The sequence below is a fragment of the Pseudomonas sp. CFBP 5748 genome (assembly GCF_053850495.1).
This window is the reverse complement of sequence record NZ_JBSPTN010000003.1, coordinates 428,974-446,704: the sequence shown is the minus strand read 5'-3', so window position 1 is coordinate 446,704 and position 17,731 is coordinate 428,974. Positions and strand designations below refer to the sequence as shown.

Sequence of the window (17,731 nt, the reverse complement as noted above, 5' to 3'; positions counted from 1 at the left end):
CTGCGACAGCAATCGGGGGTTCAACAAAAATGACTCTGTACCCGATACGGAGTCACTCAAATGCAGCCAGCAACAATTCCCCCGAAAGCTCTCATCCGTCAGCCAGCGCTCTGTCTATGGCTGGACCTGTCCCGCTCTGGCCTAGACAAACTCCGCAAGAAAGACCCGACGTTCCCGAAGCCAATTAAGGCCAACGAAAGCCGACAAGCCGCGGCTTATTACGTCTTGGCTGAGGTGGAGGCTTGGTTACGGACCAAGATTGAAGCGAGAGACGCAGTATGAGCCATTCATCATCGCTTACAGCTTCCTGGAAGCTTCGCGTAATGGCCGCCCTGCACGTTGATTCCTTCCCGTCTCCTTCTAACTGGTCCTGGCGCAAAGCCAAGCAGCGCGGGGTGTAACCCATGAAAAGTCAAAACGGCGCCCATGCGCCGACGGGATCGGCTTGGCTGAAATCCATGATTGGGCCAGTAGCCCGGTACCTTCTTGGCGAGCCAAATACCGCAATGAGCAAGCAAACCGAGCTTCGGTTCGGAGCGCATGGCTCGTTATCTGTTGATCTGGGAAAGGGGGTATGGCACTCGCACGAAGACGGAAGCGGTGGCGGCGTGTTGGATTTGATTGCCAGGGAAACCGGCATCACAAGTCGGGCCGAGCAAATGGCCTGGCTTGAGCAGCACGGCCTAAAAGAAAAACATCCGGCCCCAAGTCGTGAAAGTCCTGATGTCCTTCCGGTCAGGGGCCAAGTGTCGGCTCGTTATGACTACACCGACGAGGACGGCAACGTTCTGTATCAGGTTGTCCGTTTCGAGCCAAAGGACTTTCGCCAGTGCCGCCCCGACGGAAAAGGTGGCTGGTTGTGGTCGGTGAAGGGCGTGCGTCAGGTTCTCTTCCATCTGCCGCAATTGCTGGACGCGCCGTGGGATACGCCAGTGTTTGTCGTGGAGGGCGAGAAGGACGTTCTTCGCCTGGAATCGCTGGGGCTGGTCGCAACCTGCAATGCCGGTGGCGCTGGCAAGTGGCCTGATGCTCTCAATGAACCCTTTGCGCGCCGCCGCGTAGTGATTCTGGCGGATAACGACGAACCGGGACATAAGCACGCTGACAAGGTTTGTCGGGCGCTGAGTCTGGCAGAGGCCGAAGTTCGCGTGCTCTGCCTTCCAGGGTTGCTGCCGAAGGGCGACGTGTCCGACTGGTTGGACGCGGGTGGCACCGTCGAGCAACTGCTGCAAATGGTGGATGCTCCCTGCAATCACCAGTTCGAAGACGACGATCAGCAGCCAGTCGAGGAACACTTCGAGCCCGGTGATGATGCCGAGGAAAAGCAGAGCCAGGCGTCTCTACTGGTGAAGTTCGTGGAGCAACGCTTCGAGCTGTTCCACGATGAAAACAAGGACGTCTTCGCCCGGGATCGTACGACGGGCGAAGTGCGTAATCTAGCCGCGCGCCAGTTCCGAGATGCACTGGTCGCCGGATTTTACTCGGACAGCGGAAAGGCGCCCCGAGATCAATCGGTCCGGGAGGCGCTGGGCACCCTGAGCGGCCTCGGCCGATTCCATGGAGACTGTCAGGAGGTACACCTGCGCACTGCTGGTGCCGCTGGTGATTACTTTCTCGACCTGGCTGTACTAGGCAGTAGCCGAGCGGTTCGCATTCGGCCGGGTAAGTGGGAGATCGCCGAGTCACCCGAGGCCATGTTCGTTCGACCTGAATCCATGCAGCCGATTCCAGCTCCAGTTCCAGGTGGATCGATCGAGCAACTTTGGCACGTGGCGAACATCCCGCACGGCTCCCGTCTGCTGGCTCTGGCTTGGCTGATCGAATGCCTGCGTCCTGATACGCCTTATCCAGTGCTGGAGCTGCTGGGCGAGCAGGGTAGTGCGAAGAGCACGACACAAACAGCGCTGCGCCAGCTTATTGATCCGAATTCCTGCCCTTTGCGCAGTGCTCCGAGGTCGTCGGAGGACCTATTCGTTTCAGCTGGTGTGTGTGCGGTAGTGAGCCTGGAGAACGTCTCGCACTTGCCCGCAGCAACTCAGGATGCCATGTGCGTATTGGCAACCGGAGGCGGCTTTGCCAAGCGCAAGCTGTACTCGGATGCCGACGAAAGTGTTATCAGCGTGAAGCGCCCCGTCGTGCTGAACGGCATATCTGCGGCAGTCACGGCGCAAGATCTGGTGGACAGAACGATCACCATCGAGACGCCGGTTATCAGCGAGCGGCTGGAAGTAACAGACCTTTGGCGGGAGTACGAAGCCGAGCGTCCGTGTTTGCTGGCGGCGCTGCTGGATATTTTCGCCAAGGCGCTGGAGTTATTGCCGCAGATGCAAATCCCCGCCGACGATCGTCCGCGGCTGGTTGAATTTGCTCGCCTCGGTATGGCTGTCGCCGCCGCAGCAGGTCATGAGCCCGAGGACTTCCTGCACGAGTTCAAAGCCAGTCGGCAGGAAAGTCTGGCTCGCACCATTGACGCTAGTCCGGTAGCTGCAGCCGTAGTGGAACTGGTCGAGGCGCGTCCGCACGGCGTGACCGCCCCGGCAAAGGATATTCTGCGTGCCCTGGAACAGTACCGTCCAACCGGCTGCGATTCGTGGCCCCGTTCCGCTAAGGGGCTAGGGGACGCCCTGCGACGTGCTGCTCCCGCTCTTCGGCAGATAGGCATCGAGTGCAAGTCCCTGGGTAAATCTGGGGGGACGGTGAAGTGGGGCATCGGGATAAAGTTATCGAAGCAATGTCCTGCAAGTCCTGATGTCCTGCCAGACGATCACCCCGAGCAGGACATTGGGACTTGCAGGACTTCGAGTCGGCAACTATCCCCCGACACCACCAGTACCTCGCCGGACATGGCCTTCGATGAATCCGACGCGGAGGCCTTCTGATGGGAGTTATCGACTATCTCCATGACCGTGGGTTCAGTGCCGAGGTGGTGGGCAACCGCTTATGGGTCTCACCATCTAGCAGGCTGACACAGGAGGAGCGCCGCTATATCAAGTTGCACCGTTTGGAGCTGATGGTCGAAGTTGTGGCCAACGATGGTGAAGCCCGCAGCAGTCACTGGACAGTGCTCGTGACTGGGTACAGACCCTTCACAATGATCGTTGAGCCGATGACCCATACCGAAGCCTTGGCTGAAGCCCGAATGCTGTGGCCTGAAGCGAATGTAGAGTGACGTTTAGCCCGGATAACTACCGGGCTTTATACTTTTACACAATTGATTGGTGATGATTTCGCCTGCATGGGTGTCAGGGAATACTTGACCAGTTCAGGTTGCCTCCAGACTACTTGATCACTGCTTTTGTTTTGGCGTAGATTTGCTCTTGTCGTTCCCTTAAGGGGGCGATGTTGGGCCGGTTCGAGTGACTCGACTGGTACCGTTTCTCGCCTTTCGGCGCAGCGGACTTCCTTTTTCATACAGGAGGCCGCCATGGCCGATAAATCTGTTATCAAACATCGTTTCGCTGCGTTCGATCGCCAAGGAGGCCGCTGCTATTACTGCGGCTTCCAGATGTGGCGCGATACTCCTGAGGCCTTCGCCCGCCGTCATGGCCTTTCCCTTCGGCAGGCTAGGCACTTCCAGTGCACAGCAGAGCATCTAGTCGCCAGGCAGGATGGCGGAAGAAATACCCAGTCCAATATTGCTGCCGCCTGCCTGCTGTGCAATCAGCGCCGTCATAAGCGCAAGGACGCGCCTGAGCCGCAGGAGTACAAGGCTCTAGTGGAGAAGCGGCTGAGCAAAGGTGGCTGGCATCTGCTCCCAGCAGGTCCCCATTTGTTCTGATCACCAAGGTGGTCTTGGCTGCTCTGGAACACGTCTATCGGGAACCGATCATCCGACCCAAAGCTGATGGTGGCGACAGACAGAAATCGGCTAATTGCAGCCCTTCGCCACATGCAGCAATCGACCCAGATGGTTATTCGATGCTGCCCTGCCAAAGCATCGAGACTGTTTGAATTGCACTGAGCACGCATGCGTGAAAGGCGACTCGTCAGAGAAGAACACCTGATCGCTCATGGTCGGAAGATAGCGGAACAGAACCTTGGTGCGTTCGTAGCCTGGGTGGTGGGAAACGCTGATCTGGATTCACAGGCGCAGCCGGGGACATGGCGTGGCGCGACTTGATGGCACGCGGCCATGTGCTACAGTCGCAAGGAGGGTGATGGAGCCAAGGGACCCGGAAACGGCCGTTCTGGTGTGCCGACACGCACGCAAGCGAAGTGCGCAGGCCTGAAGCTGGAAGCGGGGCCGTAGGCACCAGGAAAACTCAGGAAACTGCACGGAGGCGAAAACATGCATGAGATTATCTGTCCGCATTGTGCAAAGGCGTTCAAAATTGATGAGGCTGGATACGCAGATATCCTGAAACAGGTTCGAGATACCGATTTCGAGAAGCAGCTGCATGAGCGACTTGAACTGGCTGAGCAAGATAAGCGGAATGCCGTTGAGCTAGCGATCGCCAAGGCCGCGACCGAAATGCAGAGGTCAACGACAACCAAGGATGCAGAAATTCAAGAACTGCGGTCTAGGATTGATACTGAAGAGGTCGCGCGAAAACTCGCCGTCAGTGAGGCGCTAAGCGTTGTAGAGAAAGAGCGTGACACGCTTGCTTACGAGCTTGAGCAGACACGCCGCGAACAAGAATCGGCCTCAAAGTTGGCTGAAGCGAAGCTTCTAAATGAATTGCAGAAGAGCGCAGCGACCAAAGACTCTGAAATTCAGGAGTTGAAATCTAAGCTCGAGTCTATAGAGATCGGTAAAAGGCTTGCGATTACGGAGGCCATTAGCTCTGTCGAGAAAGAGCGAGATAAGCTGCAAAGTGGTCTCGAAAAAGCAGAACTAGAAAAGCAGCTTGCAGAAAAATCGCTCAAGGATAAATACGAAACGCAGATAAAAGATCGTGATGACGCTATCGAGCGTCTCCGAGATATGAAAGCGCGCCTATCGACAAAGATGGTTGGTGAAACCCTCGAGCAGCACTGCGAAACAGAGTTCAATCGTATTCGAGCCACAGCCTTTCCAAGGGCATACTTCGAAAAAGACAATGATGCACGAGCCGGAAGTAAAGGGGACTATATATTTCGCGATTCGGACGAGGAAGGAACAGAAATCGTTTCCGTTATGTTCGAAATGAAAAATGAGAATGACCGAACTGCAACTAAAAATAAGAATGAAGATTTCTTAAAAGAGCTTGATAAAGATCGCGTTGAGAAAGGATGCGAGTACGCTGTGTTGGTATCCCTTCTGGAACCCGAGAGCGAGCTGTACAACACTGGAATCATTGATGTTTTTCACCGCTTTCCAAAAATGTACATCGTCAGGCCTCAATTCTTCATTCAAATCATAACGCTGCTGCGAAACGCGGCTATGAACGCCCTAAAGTACAAATCTGAGCTTGCGCTTATGAAGGCGCAAAACATCGACATCACAGACTTTGAATCTGAGCTTGAGGGATTTAAGTCAGCATTCGCAAGAAACTTTGACCTGGCCTCAAAGCGATTTCAAACGGCGATTAGTGAAATTGATAAGTCAATCGACCATCTTCAAAAAACGAAGGAGGCATTGCTAGGTACCGACCGAAACCTTCGTCTAGCGAACGACAAAGCGCAGGATGTTACGATAAAAAAACTTACCCGCGGCAACCCAACTATGGCTGCGAAATTTTCCGATCTCAAAAGCAATATCGCAAACCCATGAAATTAGTATCTATTCAATCAATCAGGGTCGTTGAATTAATATATTAGGTAAGAAATGGAAAATACCTCGCACAACCCCGACCAGCACATGTTTGGATTTCGCCAGCTTGCTACAAATGGAAGAAAGAGAATAGGAATACTGCTCGGTGCAGGCGCCCCCGTTAGTATCAACATAGGTGAGGCCGGCACTTGGAAGCCGTTGATACCAAATATCGCCGGCCTTGAAAAAATTGTGTTACATGAACTTTCGGAAAGTCAGCGGGGAGTTTACAATCAAATAAAATCCTCATTTCCGGACTCAAATCTAGAGAAGGTGCTGTCACGCGTCAGAATGCTTGCAGAGGTTATTGGCGATGGTATGCTCTTTGATTTTACGGAAAAAGATTTCTCCGGTTTGTCCGAAGCAATATGCAATTCGATTCGGGAAGTGGTTGCGCAGGACTTACCATTGGGCGCAAATCCATACTCTGAACTTGTATCATGGATTAACGGTATTAATAGAAAGTATGCGATTGAAATCTTTACAACAAACTATGATCTTTTAATTGAAAATGCCTTGGAGCGGGCTCGAACACCCTATTTTGATGGGTTCAGCGGTTCCAAGAGCGCTTTTTTTGATCCTTCCAGCATTTCAAAAAATGACCTTCCCCCGCGTTGGGTAAGGCTTTGGAAGCTTCATGGCTCCATTGGCTGGGAGTCAAATGCTAATGGAGAGGTTGTACGCGTACCGAATTCTAAAAACGCCAATATGGTTTATCCATCGCACATAAAATACGATCAAACGCAAGCAGCCCCATTTTCTTCTCTTTTTGATCGTTTGAAGAACTTCATCCTTGAACCAGATACATTGATTTTAAGCACCGGATTTTCTTTTGCTGATGCCCACATTTCATCGAGGCTGCTTGAGTGTCTAATGGCGAACCCCACCGCCGCATTATTTGCCTTTCAGTTCAATGGTCTGGCAGATGAAAAGGCCGCCAAGGAATTGGCGCTAAAGTGCCCGGGAATAAGTGTTTTTTGTAGCGATGGCGCTGTGATTAATGGAGTAGAAGCAAAGTGGAAAATCGGTACCCCTCCAACCAAAAATTGGCATGAAATTCGAGCAGAATACTATCAAGATAATAAATTCTTGCTTGGAGATTTCCTACGGCTAGCTCGTTTTCTGGCAACTGCTGGTAGCGATATATCTCAAGATGCAGTTCCTCCTGAACCACAGGAAGTGCAAGAGGAGATAATATGACAATCATCCAACCAACGTTTCTGGGCCTTGTAAGCGCCGTCTCGAGCTCTTCGGTGGCCGTTGAACTCGCTGCCTCAGTGGAGTCTGGAATTGTCGTTTTGGAAGGACGCAATTATCGAATCGGGCAAGTCGGAAGCTTCGTGAAAATTCCTTTGGGGTATAACCACCTATACGGAGTCATTTCCGAATCTAGCGAAACCTCAACTGTCGACGCCGATTCCAAAATGTCTTCGGAGAGAAAATGGATAAAAGTCGAGCTAGTGGGAGAATCCATCGGCGGAAATTTTGATCGCGGCATAAGCGAGTACCCAAGCATCGGCGATCATGTCCATTTTGTCGTCGAGAACGACCTGAAATTAATTTTCAGAAAGCACTTAAATAGTCACTTCCAAGTTGGCCGTCTATCTAGTTCGGAAGGAATTGAAATAAGCTTGGATCTGGATAAGCTTGTCGCTCGCCATTCTGCAATTTTGGGGTCTACCGGATCTGGGAAGTCAACCAGCACGGCAAGCATCCTTCGGTCGATGGTGATCAAGCCTGATGAATCCCCCTTACCATCTGCGCGAGTTTTGCTGATAGATATTCATGGTGAATATGGTCCAGCACTTAGCGATGTCGCCAAAACCTTTTCAATCATGCCCTCGGGCGAAAATCAGTTGTACATACCGTTCTGGTGTATCTCGCCAGATAAGCTTATTGATTTTCTTTGCAATAATCCAAACGATTCTCAGCGATCACTTTTCATGGATAAAACCGTTGATGAAAAAAGGTTTGGCATCATTGAGAATGATATACCAAATATAGATGTTGATAAGATAACAAGTAATACGCCGCTTCCTTATAGATTAAAGAAGATATGGTATGAGCTTTGTTATGAGGACGGTGTTAATTACAGTGATGCTGCCATGACTACGCCGGCATATTCTCCTGGCGGAGAGGGGGCTTTTGATGATTTGATCGCCCCTAAATTTCTCCCTCCTGGGGCTGGTTCATCACTACCGAAGAAGGGTGGAACTGGGGCAATGAAGAGGCAGCTTGATTTGATGAAATCAAGGCTGCTTGATACGCAATACTCATTCTTGCTGGAGCCGGGCGATTGGAATCCAGACAAAGAGGGCAAGATCAAGAAAGACTTAGATGGGCTTCTGGAGAATTGGCTTGGGCATGATAAGCCTATAACGATATTTGATTTGTCCGGCATGCCCTCGGCACGGTTGACGCTTCTTTTGGGCGCACTTCTCGATATTATCTTTGAGTCAGCTATTTGGGGAAAAAATGTCACTGAGGGGATGCGTGAGCGCCCCCTTCTTATCGTCCTTGAAGAAGCCCACCGTTATCTTGGAAAGTCAGAGAATGGGCACTCAAAAGAAATGGTACAGCGGATTGCTAAAGAAGGTCGCAAGTTTGGGGTCGGCGCCATGATTGTTAGTCAGCGTCCATCCGAAATAGATGAAACTATTTTATCTCAGTGCGGAACAATTATATCGCTGCGTATAAATAACTCGACGGATCGTGGGATAGTCAAAGCAGCTATGTCCGATGGCTTGGCCGGGATTGTTGACTCACTACCCATCCTTAGAACTGGAGAGGCCATTATAGTGGGAGAAGCAGCACAGCTCCCTACTCGGTGCAGATTCAATGTTTTACCAGATGATAAATACCCTAATAGCGGAGACCCTAAAATTAGCGAAAAGTGGAACGCTGCACGCGGTGAGGAAGATTACTCCAAGCTTGTTCGGGCATGGAGAAACCAAGATAATGCGCAATAGGAGAAATCATGGAACGTTTATCTGTTAGCTCTTCAAATATCGCCTCTGTTGGACATGACGAGTCATCGAAAATTCTCGAAGTGGAGTTCTTGAATGGAGCGGTATACGAATATTACGATGTGCCTGAACATGTCTACCAAGAGTTGATAAGCGCATCTTCCGTGGGAGGTTATTTAGCGCAGTGGGTAAAAAACGTGTACAGTTTCTCTCGTGTTGGATAGGGTTGTTACATGATGCATGGTTTTTTGGCTTAAATTCATGGATCACACTTTGTTCAGAGGAGGTTCGCATCGCAATGCGACTTCCTCGGTGAAGCACGACTCTAGATCTCTGATCTTTAGGATTTGGCTTAGCAAGAATGCGCACCAAACTTCTAGCCTAGTAAAAATAATCCCTGCTCAGCAAACGACATGGATGAAAAACCTGAGTAGTCCAAGTCGTCGGATATCGACGGGTGAACTCTGTGGGAACTCTTAATTACGCGGAATTATTCGTAAAGTTTCGGCCTAAAAGCAGTCTAAATTTTACGTAACCCTTTTAATTTTTCTGAAAATCCGCAGGGTGTTAGGGCTTATGGAAATTCATCTTGTTGATGGTGTTCATTACCGCGAATGGCCGTATTAAGGGACTAAGCAGCCTCTGACCACCGACTGACTTCTTCTGGTCGATTTCTGCCCGGCTTAAAGGGCTACAACCGACCGAGGCTGTGTGAAAAAGCATGCGCCGTTTTGAAGTCTGCGTTGCTACGTAAAATCTGCCAGCGTTTGGTTCATCAGCCAGATCGGAAATTTGTGTAGAAGCGCGATTCTCATTCCAGTCCTGACTGTAAAACCTGCTCCAAAACGTTTTCATTCATCTTAGACCCATAGCGGACACTAACTACGTAGTCAGGCGCTGCGTGACAAAGCTAGGTTTTCGGTTTGACATAGACAATAGGCTCCTTGCGTTGTTGAACCATTTTGAAATCTTGGAACGACGGGCGCACTCGTTTGAGCGAGACCTGATGCGGTACTTTGCCAACCGCACGCTTAACTGCTTGCAGAGTCCAATCGCAACGACTGCCTAGAATCACTTCTTTTAACGTAAGGAGTTCATTGTTGAACGGCAGGAAGTGCATTCCATTGGGGCCTGGCACTGCATTGTCGAATCGAACGATCAAGCGATGTTCTTTCTCATAGGACCACTCCGCCGATTTGGTTGTGAGTAGCGTGTTCAGTACTTCGGCAGTCACATTGCCCAAGCGGGGATTTTCCCCAAGAAGTTTGTTAAGTCTTTTGGGCTCATAGGTGACTTCGCGGAGCCCGTGTTCGATCACCTCAAAGCCTAGGCATACGCCCTTGTGTTTGTCGCCGTAGTGCGCCCACATCACCGGACTCTGCCAAGTCGTGCTCATGCACACCAAGCCGAACGTATCGGCGACACGCCCTTGGACGTACCTAAGAACTTTGCGTGCAGCAGGTTCTCCTATTGATGCACCGAGTAACTCAAAAGGATCATTTAGCTCTGCTATGGTCGATAGCTTGAGGCGCCGCTCATGCAGAATGACTTTCGCCCACTTCTCTGAAGTTAAGTAGTACATCTTCATTTTTTTCCTCGCTTGTGCACGGAGCGTTTCCTTGTCGCTATCTATGAGTACCTAACGCCCAAGGCAAGCGTCCGCTTGACCGACCAGTTAGGCGATTTTCTAGGCGCGTTCATGGCTTGTGTTGCGTGCTCAGTTCAACGAACAATTCCTCTCTGGCTTTCGCTTCCATTTCTTCGGTGTAGCCATAACGACGAGCAATTGGCATTGTTATGGTATCGAGTTTTGCGGTGACCTCACGGAATAGATCGGTTATGCCTTGTAGCTCTTCGATCATTCCCGCTCGACCTGCTTCGTGCGTGAACTCGACGGCGCGATGGGAAAAGTAGCTGTGCGCTAGCCAGTTGCGCTTCTCTAAAGTCGTGGACAGTAGTGTGGAGACTTCGATTGTAGGTTGCCCTTCATCCTTCAGCCTTTGAAGCAACCGCCCCATTGTTTTACCAAGTTCTTTCTCTTCATAGGCATCAAAGTCTGAAGCCCACTTCTCTGAGTTTTTAAAGTTCTTCACATTCTTGGGGAAGAAGTCCAAGAACGTAAGATGAATGAACATGGACTGCTCCACGCACTGTGCCCAGTATATGGCTAGTCCATAGAAGGCATACACATCACGTACGTGGTCGTCCTCGTCCATAGCTGGTCGCCTAATGTCTAGAGTGTGCGAAGCGAACGACCTTAAATCGTTTGTTTTGCATTTTCACGATTCCAGTTGGCGGATTTATTTTTTTGGATTAATTCTTCTTCTAAGTAATTTCGCAAGGATTCGGGTTTTATTGTGAGCCACGATATTTTTATGCTGCCGCCAGACTCCACGTGCTGTATTACGCTGGAGAGCTTTGATCCGGTTGCTTCATGCTTTTTGAAAAGACGATTTCTGACCCGCTGTCGGGCTAATTTTCTAGTGCTCTTTCCTATATAGCGTAAAGAGTATTCATTTGAACCTTTGGGCGCTGTGAATATTGCGTAGATATTTGCCGAGCCGGACACTAGGTCAAGCAGTTCGCTATTCTTTGATTCAAGTTCCGAACTATTCCATGGCGAAGTGTCTTCTTTGGGGTACGCAACAGGTTGCTGCCTTTCTTCTTTCAGAAGCTCTGCTTCAACAAGGCCTAAGTAGGCTTCAAGAGTTTCTAATTCCTCAAATTTCATGTCTGGCAAGACCTTATTGGATAACATTGTGCGTATAAACGCACCGTGTGGTAGATAACATGACGAGATGAGACCAGCAGACCGCTCTGGGATAGACAGGACGAGGTAGAAGCATGGATTACACCATTCCTGCGGTTCCCTTAGCTGGCGGTGTTCGGGTTAGCACAAGGCTAACCTCGGAGAGAGCCGCTCACAATCCCAGCCCCATCGATTTAATACGATTGACTGCTTTTGGCCGAAGCTGTGTAAAAACGTTTTTGAGCGCGATAGGTACTCAAAATCGGACTGGAAATCGCGTTTCTACGCGAAATCCACATTTGCTGACGTCCCGATAAATTTCAGATTTAACGTAGATGCTCACACTTCAATTTTTGGCGAAGTATTTTTACACACTCTGGGCTGAAAGCTGTCGGTTTGCTTTCACTCCGGCGTCATCATCACCGCGAGCGTCATCTTGATGAACTCCTCATTCTTATCGATGGCTTCCAAGGCGCCGCGCACGTTGTCGTGCGTCGTCGGCCGATCTGCGCTGCTCGACCCAATTTGAAAGCTCCAGGATGGCGGCCTTAAGGGCGAGTTGGTTTTCGATGATCTTGAATAGCAGGGAAGGGAGCAGGTCAGAGTTTGGTATCGTGAATTCTCCGTAAGAAATCAGCGTAGCAGTGATGATTGAGAGTAAGCGTCCAGCCAACACAGCTTCCAGTCCCAACGGTTAGGAGGAAAGTGGATGATTACGGTGTAGCCTGCTTAATCACCGTTTGGTTGAATGAGGTTTCATCTCCGAATTGGGCCTTTCGTTTCGAGTGGACACCGTAATGGACTCTGACCATGAACCTTCGTTTGAAGGTGCTAAGACAATAGATCTCATTTACTACGCCGGCGATGAGGCGCGTCCCCTAGCGCGTGAACGGCTGGTAAACAAACGCATGTGCGCATTATTTGATGATGTTGAGGTATATGACGGCTACGAAGTCTCAAGACAGGTATATCGAGAGAATGTGTTCGGAGGCGGGATGTATTGGGAGCAACATCGCCCTCCATCCCTAGGCCCATTCGAGTTACAACCTTCAGCTTTTTTGGCCAAAGCGCGTGCCATGCGACCCGAATGTCCAGAAGCTACGGCATCGGCCTTCGGGAGTTGGGTGTATAGCCTCTATGGCCGACCAGGCAATGATGAAGATGCGTTGAAGCGCGGCTTGGAGGCGGAAAAGTTGATCTTCGAGCTTGGCAACCGTGAGTACATAGGCGCGAGAGAGGTGTGGACCATCGCCAATGCCAACATGCTGGCGAGGCGAGGCGACGGTTGGCGCCTGATGCATCAGGGCCTGCACCTAAATAGCGATACCGTTCCGTTCGTCGAGTTGGATGAACTGCTCGTGCGCGGCCAGCCGCTGCGAGCATCGCCGGACTTGGTCTTTCGCAATGCAAAAACCGGGCATGTGCTAGTGGTGGAAATCAAGCTATCCCGGCAGTCCCTACCGTCCAATCTTTGGCCCAACGTTTGGGCGCAGCTTTGGTGTTATTCGCACATTCCTGTGGCACGACAGGCGCCTCGGGTAACGGTCACGGGCGAAGTCTGGGGTGAATCCATCCGGCAAGGTTCGCGACGGAGGCCATCCGTGCATTCGCTCTATCTTCGAGCGGTGGTGCGGCGGGACCCGCGATCTGCGGCCTACAACCGCTTTTTTTGTGAGCTGTTCGACATTTATCGCGGCGAGTCGTGATGCCTTGAAGGCCTTGATGCTAAAGGCCTTGATTGATTCCAGGGAGCTGCATTGAAAAAACAAATAACTCAGCAGGCACCGAACTTTTTTTTAACCGTTTCTGAAAATAATAGTGGGGCAAAAGGAGTCGCAACTGTAACAGCGTCAGCTGTTCCGCCAAGGATATTCAATATTTTGGAACCGTCATATCAGGGAGACGCTTAGAGCAGTTGCAGCATCTTTTCGCCATTTTTCGATGGCTGCATCCACCGAAAGCTGGTCGGCCAACTCAGCCAAGTCGATACTATTGGAATACACGCGATACCCTGGAACGGATTCGGTGGTACCCACTTCGCCATCTTCTGGATAAGGCAGTGGATTCCAGACTTTGTTATACCAGTTTCCTGGGTTGTCGTTTGGTTTGTCACAAATTACAACAGATAGAACGAGGATGCTTTTGGATACCTCGGCTGTTTCTTCAGTGTAGATACCTTGATATTTATCGAATCCGGTATCACTGCGAACCCACGCACCAAACATCAAATCGCCAGGTAGGTGATTGTCCCAAAACTCATCCTGGTTTTGGTGACGCAGCCAGATCGCAGATATGTCCAGGAAGGGCAGGAAACGCAACCCGGCGCTGGCTTGGTTTTCCAATCCTCGCAGGTCGCCTTGGCGAGAAAATGCATAATCTTGATAGTAAGATACGGCTTCCAGTTTGTTGCGGACGTAAGAAAGCAGATCAAATTGACGTTTCTGGTAGTTGGCCAGTAAACGATAAGCGCGGCGGACATCGAGCAAGGCCGCGTTAAGATCTTGATTCATTTTAGATTCCACTTGTCGAAGATACTTGGGTTTGTAGTTAAATGGATTGGCTTCAGTGCGCTTAGCCATAACATGCGATGAGTGTGCAAACCATGCCAGGAATAGCAGTCGGAGACGTCGGAAAGCATCCGTTGCAGTCCTGGCTCAGAGTCTTTCTTCAACTCGTCTTCCAATATGCAGAACAGCCGCTGCCAGCTACAGCAGACCAGTTTGAATCGGGTGTCATTGCCAACAGGTAGGGCTGTGATGATGTTTTGATACAACTCCTTATGTGTGCTGTGGCTTATATCGGTCAAGCCGCCGAGAGTCAGCAAGATACAGTTTTCGGCAAGCTTGCCCTCAGCCCAACCGGCTTGCAGCTCTGCCGCCAGCTGCCCTGCATATTGTTGCCGAGAATAGTCATGACGCTTGGCCTCCACCAATAGCGACTGTTGCCCATCGCTTATCACGACATCGGGTTCGACGCGACGACCGTCAGGCAGGTACCACGATGGCCAAAAGTCGATCTCTTCAATTGCACCAAAGGCTACGCCCAACAACGTGGTTAACGTGGCACTGAATAAATCGTCTGGCAAGTAAGAAAGACGTTCGAAGACACTCGCCGTGATCACATCTTCCGCGCCCTCTGCTTGGCCGAGTATCAACCGGGCACCTTCAAGCCCAGTGCCTCGTTTCTTGCCAGAAATGACGGCATTCAACATTGTTCACTTCCTTGTGGTAGCGAGTTCATGAGTTATGCTTCGTATACCATGTCGACTTTCTTGGTGTAAAACTACACATTGAATTTGCCGTGAACACAAGGCAGATCTTCTTCATGAGCACTAGAGCAGGTCGCTTCAAGCAGCTGATACTAATGCTAGTAAACAGATGCGGTCTGTATCACGCCCCCGCGGGTTGGGGGGCTTCTGCCGACGTCCGTTTCTGGCCGTTCTCGGTCAATAATCAAAGCGGACTCCGATCACGAATCGTAATCGCTCCTAGCGGGTAACTCGAGACCCGGCGCAGGGTCGCATACGAAGGGGCGTGCTTGATTGGTTGTTTATCCGTAATTCGCCATCGGGCAACGCAACCAGGGCAGTTGATGCTGCTCGATATAGACATTGGGTAGGGGGAGGTCAAAAGTCTGGAGTCTTCGCCCGAAGTACCGATCCCCGCCTGTTTCAATCATTAATTCGTAGTTTTTTAGGAAATCGCCGTCTTGGGCGAATTTGGGGGAATGTTGGGAGGTGCTGCGTCAAAAGGATTAGCGATTCGCAGAATCGGCTCCTGCGGCCAAACTATTTTTCCATCTCTTCAAAACGTGCATTGCTAACCACCATCCCTAAACGGGGAGACAATGATGATCACAAGCGCCACCCGCCGACGGCAAAACGGGGAGGGCGTCGGCATAGGCGACCGGCTGGAGGCGGAGAAGATAAGGGTACTTCCCGTTTTAGGTATACGTTTAGGTATACATGCCGAGATTAATAATAGATAAATCCAGTAAAATAGCGTCCTTTAGACGGTATGTTCGACCCCGGCTTCGGGCACCATCTAAAATCAAGGGTTTGCGAGCGAAAGCTGATGCAAACCTTTGTTCGTTTCTGCCCCGCAAAAATATTCCACTCCATATGCCGCTAGCCTAAGGGCGTCTCCTGGCTCCTTCATTGAGCATCTGCGTTGAAATCCAGCACCCGCGTGGCCCCGTCAGCGTGAACGGGCCGGCCAAAAGCGCTGCCGCCCGTGGCACCTTTCTGGCACGGCTGCCGAGGCCTGACTTACGCAAGGTGAGTTGGGCGTGCGCTTACAATAAGCCTTAGAGGTCTAACGTTTGCAGAGGCCAACCGATGCGCGCTGCACGCAGGAGGCTGGCCTTAACAACCAAGCGATGAAAGGGTGCAATAACGAAGATGTAGGCCCGGCCTAGACGGTTGTGGCAGTGGACCACGGTTGAAAAAACGAGTTGGCGACTGCCTTCTGGCTCTGCCTCTCCAGAACATAGGATCGATATCCGGAAGTCGAGGTGCTTGTCGTCCTCTCCCAACACGATTTCAGTCTGGTTCGTGCTGTAGACCTTGAAAACGCCAATCCGATTAGCAAGTGATGCCAAGTGTTTGGCTGTCTTGAGACCAAAACAGACAACGATAGTGTCTCGGACTTTCAGGAGCCATCCGATCCAGGATGGCTGGTGGGAAAGGATGAATCGAGCTAGCAAGTCTGGATTGCTGGATGTGCCCGCAGGGAGCCGAACTGCAAAAGCGTCCGCCAGGTTCATCGACTTGTAAAGGTGGGTGATGCCGGACCTCGAGGGGACTGGCACGGACATGATGAGCTCAAATTCTCGGGGCATCGGGGATCTCTCCTGAGTTCTAACGACTAATTAGACGACATGCCATGTCGCGTTTCTTGTGGCGATGGCGCGAGCACGGATTAACTGGATGTTGTTGAGGCGCCAACTTCTCCTTGTCGGATGCTGAGCCCGATCAAGGCATCATAGAGCTCTTGCTGCCCAGCGGGCAGAACAGGGCGCAACGTCGCACGGCGCTTGTCGACATCGAACCAGGATTCAACCAGCCATCCCACCAGATAGAGTGCCGAAAGGCATCCGCCAGCGGTTGCAACGTTCCCCTGGGACACAAGAGGCTTGTCCACGGATTCAAGTCCCAGAGCTTGCAAGTTCGATCGTGCATCCGGGTGTGTAGTCGCTTGGCCGCTGAGCAGCCCAAGCCGTTCGAGAATGAAAGCTCCGGCGCATATGGAGCCGATTCGCTGGCGTCTGGAGTCAAGTTCAAACGACGGCAGGAAATCTGGGGCGGCAAGTGCGGCGGGTATCCCTTCCTTGCCGCTGGCGAACAAGACCGCGTCGGCACTATTGGCCTCGCAAAGCGGACCGTGCACCGCAACAGGCAGGCCGTGCGCCGATCGCACGATAGAGCGAGAACCCAATATTCGGACGTGCCAGTCCTCAGTGTTGCGGCCTAGAATGTCCCACATCAGGAATAGGTCGATATCAGTGAATTGGTCGAAAGCAATCAGAGCGATTTTCTTCAAGGCGAGCTCCATGAAAAGTGCTGGCGTGCAGAACGCAACGGCCATCTTTGCTGGTGTTCGCAGCGTATCAATCGATTGCGCACCATACACAGCCTGTATGGCGCTAAATAGGGAGCGACATAACGGGTGAGAAAACTAACTCGTAACCATTGGATCGTGGCTGGTTTTGAGGCTCTCGACCAAATAGGGCATGTTGGCGTTTCGGCCGAGAGTCTATCGCGCCGATTGAATGTGACCCGCGGATCGTTCTATCACCATTTCCGCAATCGCGAAGACTTCGTCCGCACCTTGCTGGCCGCTTGGGAAGAAGACTACACGGAGCGCATGCTCGCTTATGCGGCGCAGGGTCGTAGCGCGGGCGAAATCTTGAAACGCTACTTGAGTATTGCCGCTGAGAAACAACCTGGGCGGGAAGTCTCCATCCGGGCCTGGTCGCTGCACGATCCGTTGGTAGGTGAGTTTCAGCAGCGTGTTGACACAAGGCGACTGGATTTCGCGATACAGACGAGCCGCCGTTTGGTCCGTATGCCAGGCCAAGCAGAAGTGATTGGTCAGATGGCCCATCTGTGCCTGATTGGTGGTCAACAGGCAGGGCTACGGCGTGATGCCGCTCGCTTCAACAGTTTCCTGCATCGAGCCTTTTTCATGTGGAGCACTTCCTCCGGCTAGTGCCGAAGATGAGACCTGAGGTCGAGTATGTTTTAAAGCGCGTCCACGGTAACAGGGCAACCGGTATCCCAGGCGA

17 protein-coding genes and 1 pseudogene are annotated in these 17,731 nt (G+C 51.5%); 10 read left to right on the top strand and 8 right to left on the bottom strand.

Annotated elements, in window-relative coordinates:
* The first annotated feature begins 60 nt into the window (after positions 1 to 60).
* The 8 genes from ACWNZ1_RS09490 (at position 61) to ACWNZ1_RS09455 (ending at position 8,921) form a co-directional block, all read left to right on the top strand.
* Positions 61 to 282 (top strand): helix-turn-helix transcriptional regulator, encoded by a 222-nt coding sequence (locus tag ACWNZ1_RS09490; RefSeq protein ID WP_063321337.1) that lies wholly within the window; start codon positions 61 to 63, stop codon positions 280 to 282.
* Positions 283 to 404: 122 nt separating this feature from the next.
* The gene (locus ACWNZ1_RS09485) at positions 405 to 2,879 is read left to right on the top strand and encodes a toprim domain-containing protein (protein WP_456027594.1); all 2,475 of its coding nucleotides are present in this window, start codon (positions 405 to 407) and stop codon (positions 2,877 to 2,879) included.
* Entirely contained in the window at positions 2,879 to 3,169 is a 291-nt protein-coding gene (locus tag ACWNZ1_RS09480; protein WP_456027593.1) for a hypothetical protein, read from the top strand. The genes ACWNZ1_RS09485 and ACWNZ1_RS09480 overlap by 1 nt, the downstream gene beginning before the upstream one ends.
* 255 nt (positions 3,170 to 3,424) lie before the next feature.
* Positions 3,425 to 3,778 carry an HNH endonuclease gene (locus ACWNZ1_RS09475; protein WP_456027592.1) on the top strand — a complete coding sequence of 118 codons (354 nt, stop codon included), beginning with the start codon at positions 3,425 to 3,427 and terminating at the stop codon, positions 3,776 to 3,778.
* Positions 3,779 to 4,288: 510 nt separating this feature from the next.
* Positions 4,289 to 5,692, top strand: a complete 1,404-nt coding sequence (locus ACWNZ1_RS09470) for a DUF2130 domain-containing protein (protein ID WP_456027591.1) — start codon at positions 4,289 to 4,291, stop codon at positions 5,690 to 5,692.
* A gap of 54 nt (positions 5,693 to 5,746) precedes the next feature.
* On the top strand, positions 5,747 to 6,931 hold the full coding sequence (locus ACWNZ1_RS09465; protein WP_456027590.1) for an SIR2 family protein: 1,185 nt from the start codon (positions 5,747 to 5,749) through the stop codon (positions 6,929 to 6,931).
* Positions 6,928 to 8,700 (top strand): ATP-binding protein, encoded by a 1,773-nt coding sequence (locus ACWNZ1_RS09460; RefSeq protein ID WP_456027589.1) that lies wholly within the window; start codon positions 6,928 to 6,930, stop codon positions 8,698 to 8,700. The genes ACWNZ1_RS09465 and ACWNZ1_RS09460 overlap by 4 nt, the downstream gene beginning before the upstream one ends.
* A gap of 8 nt (positions 8,701 to 8,708) precedes the next feature.
* Positions 8,709 to 8,921 (top strand): KTSC domain-containing protein, encoded by a 213-nt coding sequence (locus ACWNZ1_RS09455; protein WP_456027588.1) that lies wholly within the window; start codon positions 8,709 to 8,711, stop codon positions 8,919 to 8,921.
* Between the two features lie 686 nt (positions 8,922 to 9,607).
* Here ACWNZ1_RS09455 and ACWNZ1_RS09450 read toward each other — a convergent pair.
* The 4 genes and pseudogenes from ACWNZ1_RS09450 to ACWNZ1_RS09435 form a co-directional block, all read right to left on the bottom strand.
* Entirely contained in the window at positions 9,608 to 10,285 is a 678-nt protein-coding gene (locus tag ACWNZ1_RS09450; protein WP_456027587.1) for a DUF2971 domain-containing protein, read from the bottom strand.
* A gap of 109 nt (positions 10,286 to 10,394) precedes the next feature.
* Positions 10,395 to 10,832, bottom strand: a complete 438-nt coding sequence (locus ACWNZ1_RS09445) for a hypothetical protein (protein ID WP_456027586.1) — start codon at positions 10,830 to 10,832, stop codon at positions 10,395 to 10,397.
* A gap of 122 nt (positions 10,833 to 10,954) precedes the next feature.
* The gene (locus ACWNZ1_RS09440; protein ID WP_456027585.1) at positions 10,955 to 11,428 is read right to left on the bottom strand and encodes a hypothetical protein; all 474 of its coding nucleotides are present in this window, start codon (positions 11,426 to 11,428) and stop codon (positions 10,955 to 10,957) included.
* Positions 11,429 to 11,848: 420 nt separating this feature from the next.
* Positions 11,849 to 12,059: pseudogene (locus ACWNZ1_RS09435) on the bottom strand (hypothetical protein).
* 184 nt (positions 12,060 to 12,243) lie between these two features.
* On the opposite strand from ACWNZ1_RS09435, the gene ACWNZ1_RS09430 reads away from it, so the two are divergent.
* A complete protein-coding gene (locus tag ACWNZ1_RS09430) occupies positions 12,244 to 13,152 on the top strand; it encodes a hypothetical protein (protein WP_456027584.1) in 909 nt (302 codons plus the stop codon).
* A gap of 183 nt (positions 13,153 to 13,335) precedes the next feature.
* Here the strand turns inward: ACWNZ1_RS09430 and ACWNZ1_RS09425 are convergent, their stop codons facing one another.
* The 4 genes from ACWNZ1_RS09425 to ACWNZ1_RS09410 form a co-directional block, all read right to left on the bottom strand.
* Positions 13,336 to 13,956: a hypothetical protein gene (locus tag ACWNZ1_RS09425; RefSeq protein WP_456027583.1), complete on the bottom strand. Its 621-nt coding sequence runs from the start codon at positions 13,954 to 13,956 to the stop codon at positions 13,336 to 13,338.
* Positions 13,953 to 14,657: an F-box domain-containing protein gene (locus tag ACWNZ1_RS09420; RefSeq protein WP_456027582.1), complete on the bottom strand. Its 705-nt coding sequence runs from the start codon at positions 14,655 to 14,657 to the stop codon at positions 13,953 to 13,955. Before ACWNZ1_RS09420 ends, ACWNZ1_RS09425 begins: the two co-directional genes overlap by 4 nt.
* Positions 14,658 to 15,751: 1,094 nt before the next feature.
* Positions 15,752 to 16,285, bottom strand: coding sequence for a DUF2867 domain-containing protein (locus tag ACWNZ1_RS09415; protein ID WP_135845646.1), 534 nt, complete (start codon positions 16,283 to 16,285; stop codon positions 15,752 to 15,754).
* An 80-nt stretch (positions 16,286 to 16,365) separates the two neighbouring features.
* Positions 16,366 to 16,986, bottom strand: a complete 621-nt coding sequence (locus ACWNZ1_RS09410) for a DJ-1/PfpI family protein (protein ID WP_135845645.1) — start codon at positions 16,984 to 16,986, stop codon at positions 16,366 to 16,368.
* A gap of 126 nt (positions 16,987 to 17,112) precedes the next feature.
* On the opposite strand from ACWNZ1_RS09410, the gene ACWNZ1_RS09405 reads away from it, so the two are divergent.
* A complete protein-coding gene (locus tag ACWNZ1_RS09405; RefSeq protein WP_135845644.1) occupies positions 17,113 to 17,655 on the top strand; it encodes a TetR/AcrR family transcriptional regulator in 543 nt (180 codons plus the stop codon).
* The last annotated feature ends 76 nt before the right edge of the window (positions 17,656 to 17,731 follow it).

Coding starts and splice junctions, on each gene's coding strand:
- ACWNZ1_RS09490 (WP_063321337.1), top strand. CDS start 61: ATGCAGCCAGCAACAATTCCCCCGAAAGCTCTCATCCGTCAGCCAGCG.
- ACWNZ1_RS09485 (WP_456027594.1), top strand. CDS start 405: ATGAAAAGTCAAAACGGCGCCCATGCGCCGACGGGATCGGCTTGGCTG.
- ACWNZ1_RS09480 (WP_456027593.1), top strand. CDS start 2,879: ATGGGAGTTATCGACTATCTCCATGACCGTGGGTTCAGTGCCGAGGTG.
- ACWNZ1_RS09475 (WP_456027592.1), top strand. CDS start 3,425: ATGGCCGATAAATCTGTTATCAAACATCGTTTCGCTGCGTTCGATCGC.
- ACWNZ1_RS09470 (WP_456027591.1), top strand. CDS start 4,289: ATGCATGAGATTATCTGTCCGCATTGTGCAAAGGCGTTCAAAATTGAT.
- ACWNZ1_RS09465 (WP_456027590.1), top strand. CDS start 5,747: ATGGAAAATACCTCGCACAACCCCGACCAGCACATGTTTGGATTTCGC.
- ACWNZ1_RS09460 (WP_456027589.1), top strand. CDS start 6,928: ATGACAATCATCCAACCAACGTTTCTGGGCCTTGTAAGCGCCGTCTCG.
- ACWNZ1_RS09455 (WP_456027588.1), top strand. CDS start 8,709: ATGGAACGTTTATCTGTTAGCTCTTCAAATATCGCCTCTGTTGGACAT.
- ACWNZ1_RS09450 (WP_456027587.1), bottom strand. CDS start 10,285: ATGAAGATGTACTACTTAACTTCAGAGAAGTGGGCGAAAGTCATTCTG.
- ACWNZ1_RS09445 (WP_456027586.1), bottom strand. CDS start 10,832: ATGTTCATTCATCTTACGTTCTTGGACTTCTTCCCCAAGAATGTGAAG.
- ACWNZ1_RS09440 (WP_456027585.1), bottom strand. CDS start 11,428: ATGAAATTTGAGGAATTAGAAACTCTTGAAGCCTACTTAGGCCTTGTT.
- ACWNZ1_RS09430 (WP_456027584.1), top strand. CDS start 12,244: ATGGACTCTGACCATGAACCTTCGTTTGAAGGTGCTAAGACAATAGAT.
- ACWNZ1_RS09425 (WP_456027583.1), bottom strand. CDS start 13,956: ATGAATCAAGATCTTAACGCGGCCTTGCTCGATGTCCGCCGCGCTTAT.
- ACWNZ1_RS09420 (WP_456027582.1), bottom strand. CDS start 14,657: ATGTTGAATGCCGTCATTTCTGGCAAGAAACGAGGCACTGGGCTTGAA.
- ACWNZ1_RS09415 (WP_135845646.1), bottom strand. CDS start 16,285: ATGCCCCGAGAATTTGAGCTCATCATGTCCGTGCCAGTCCCCTCGAGG.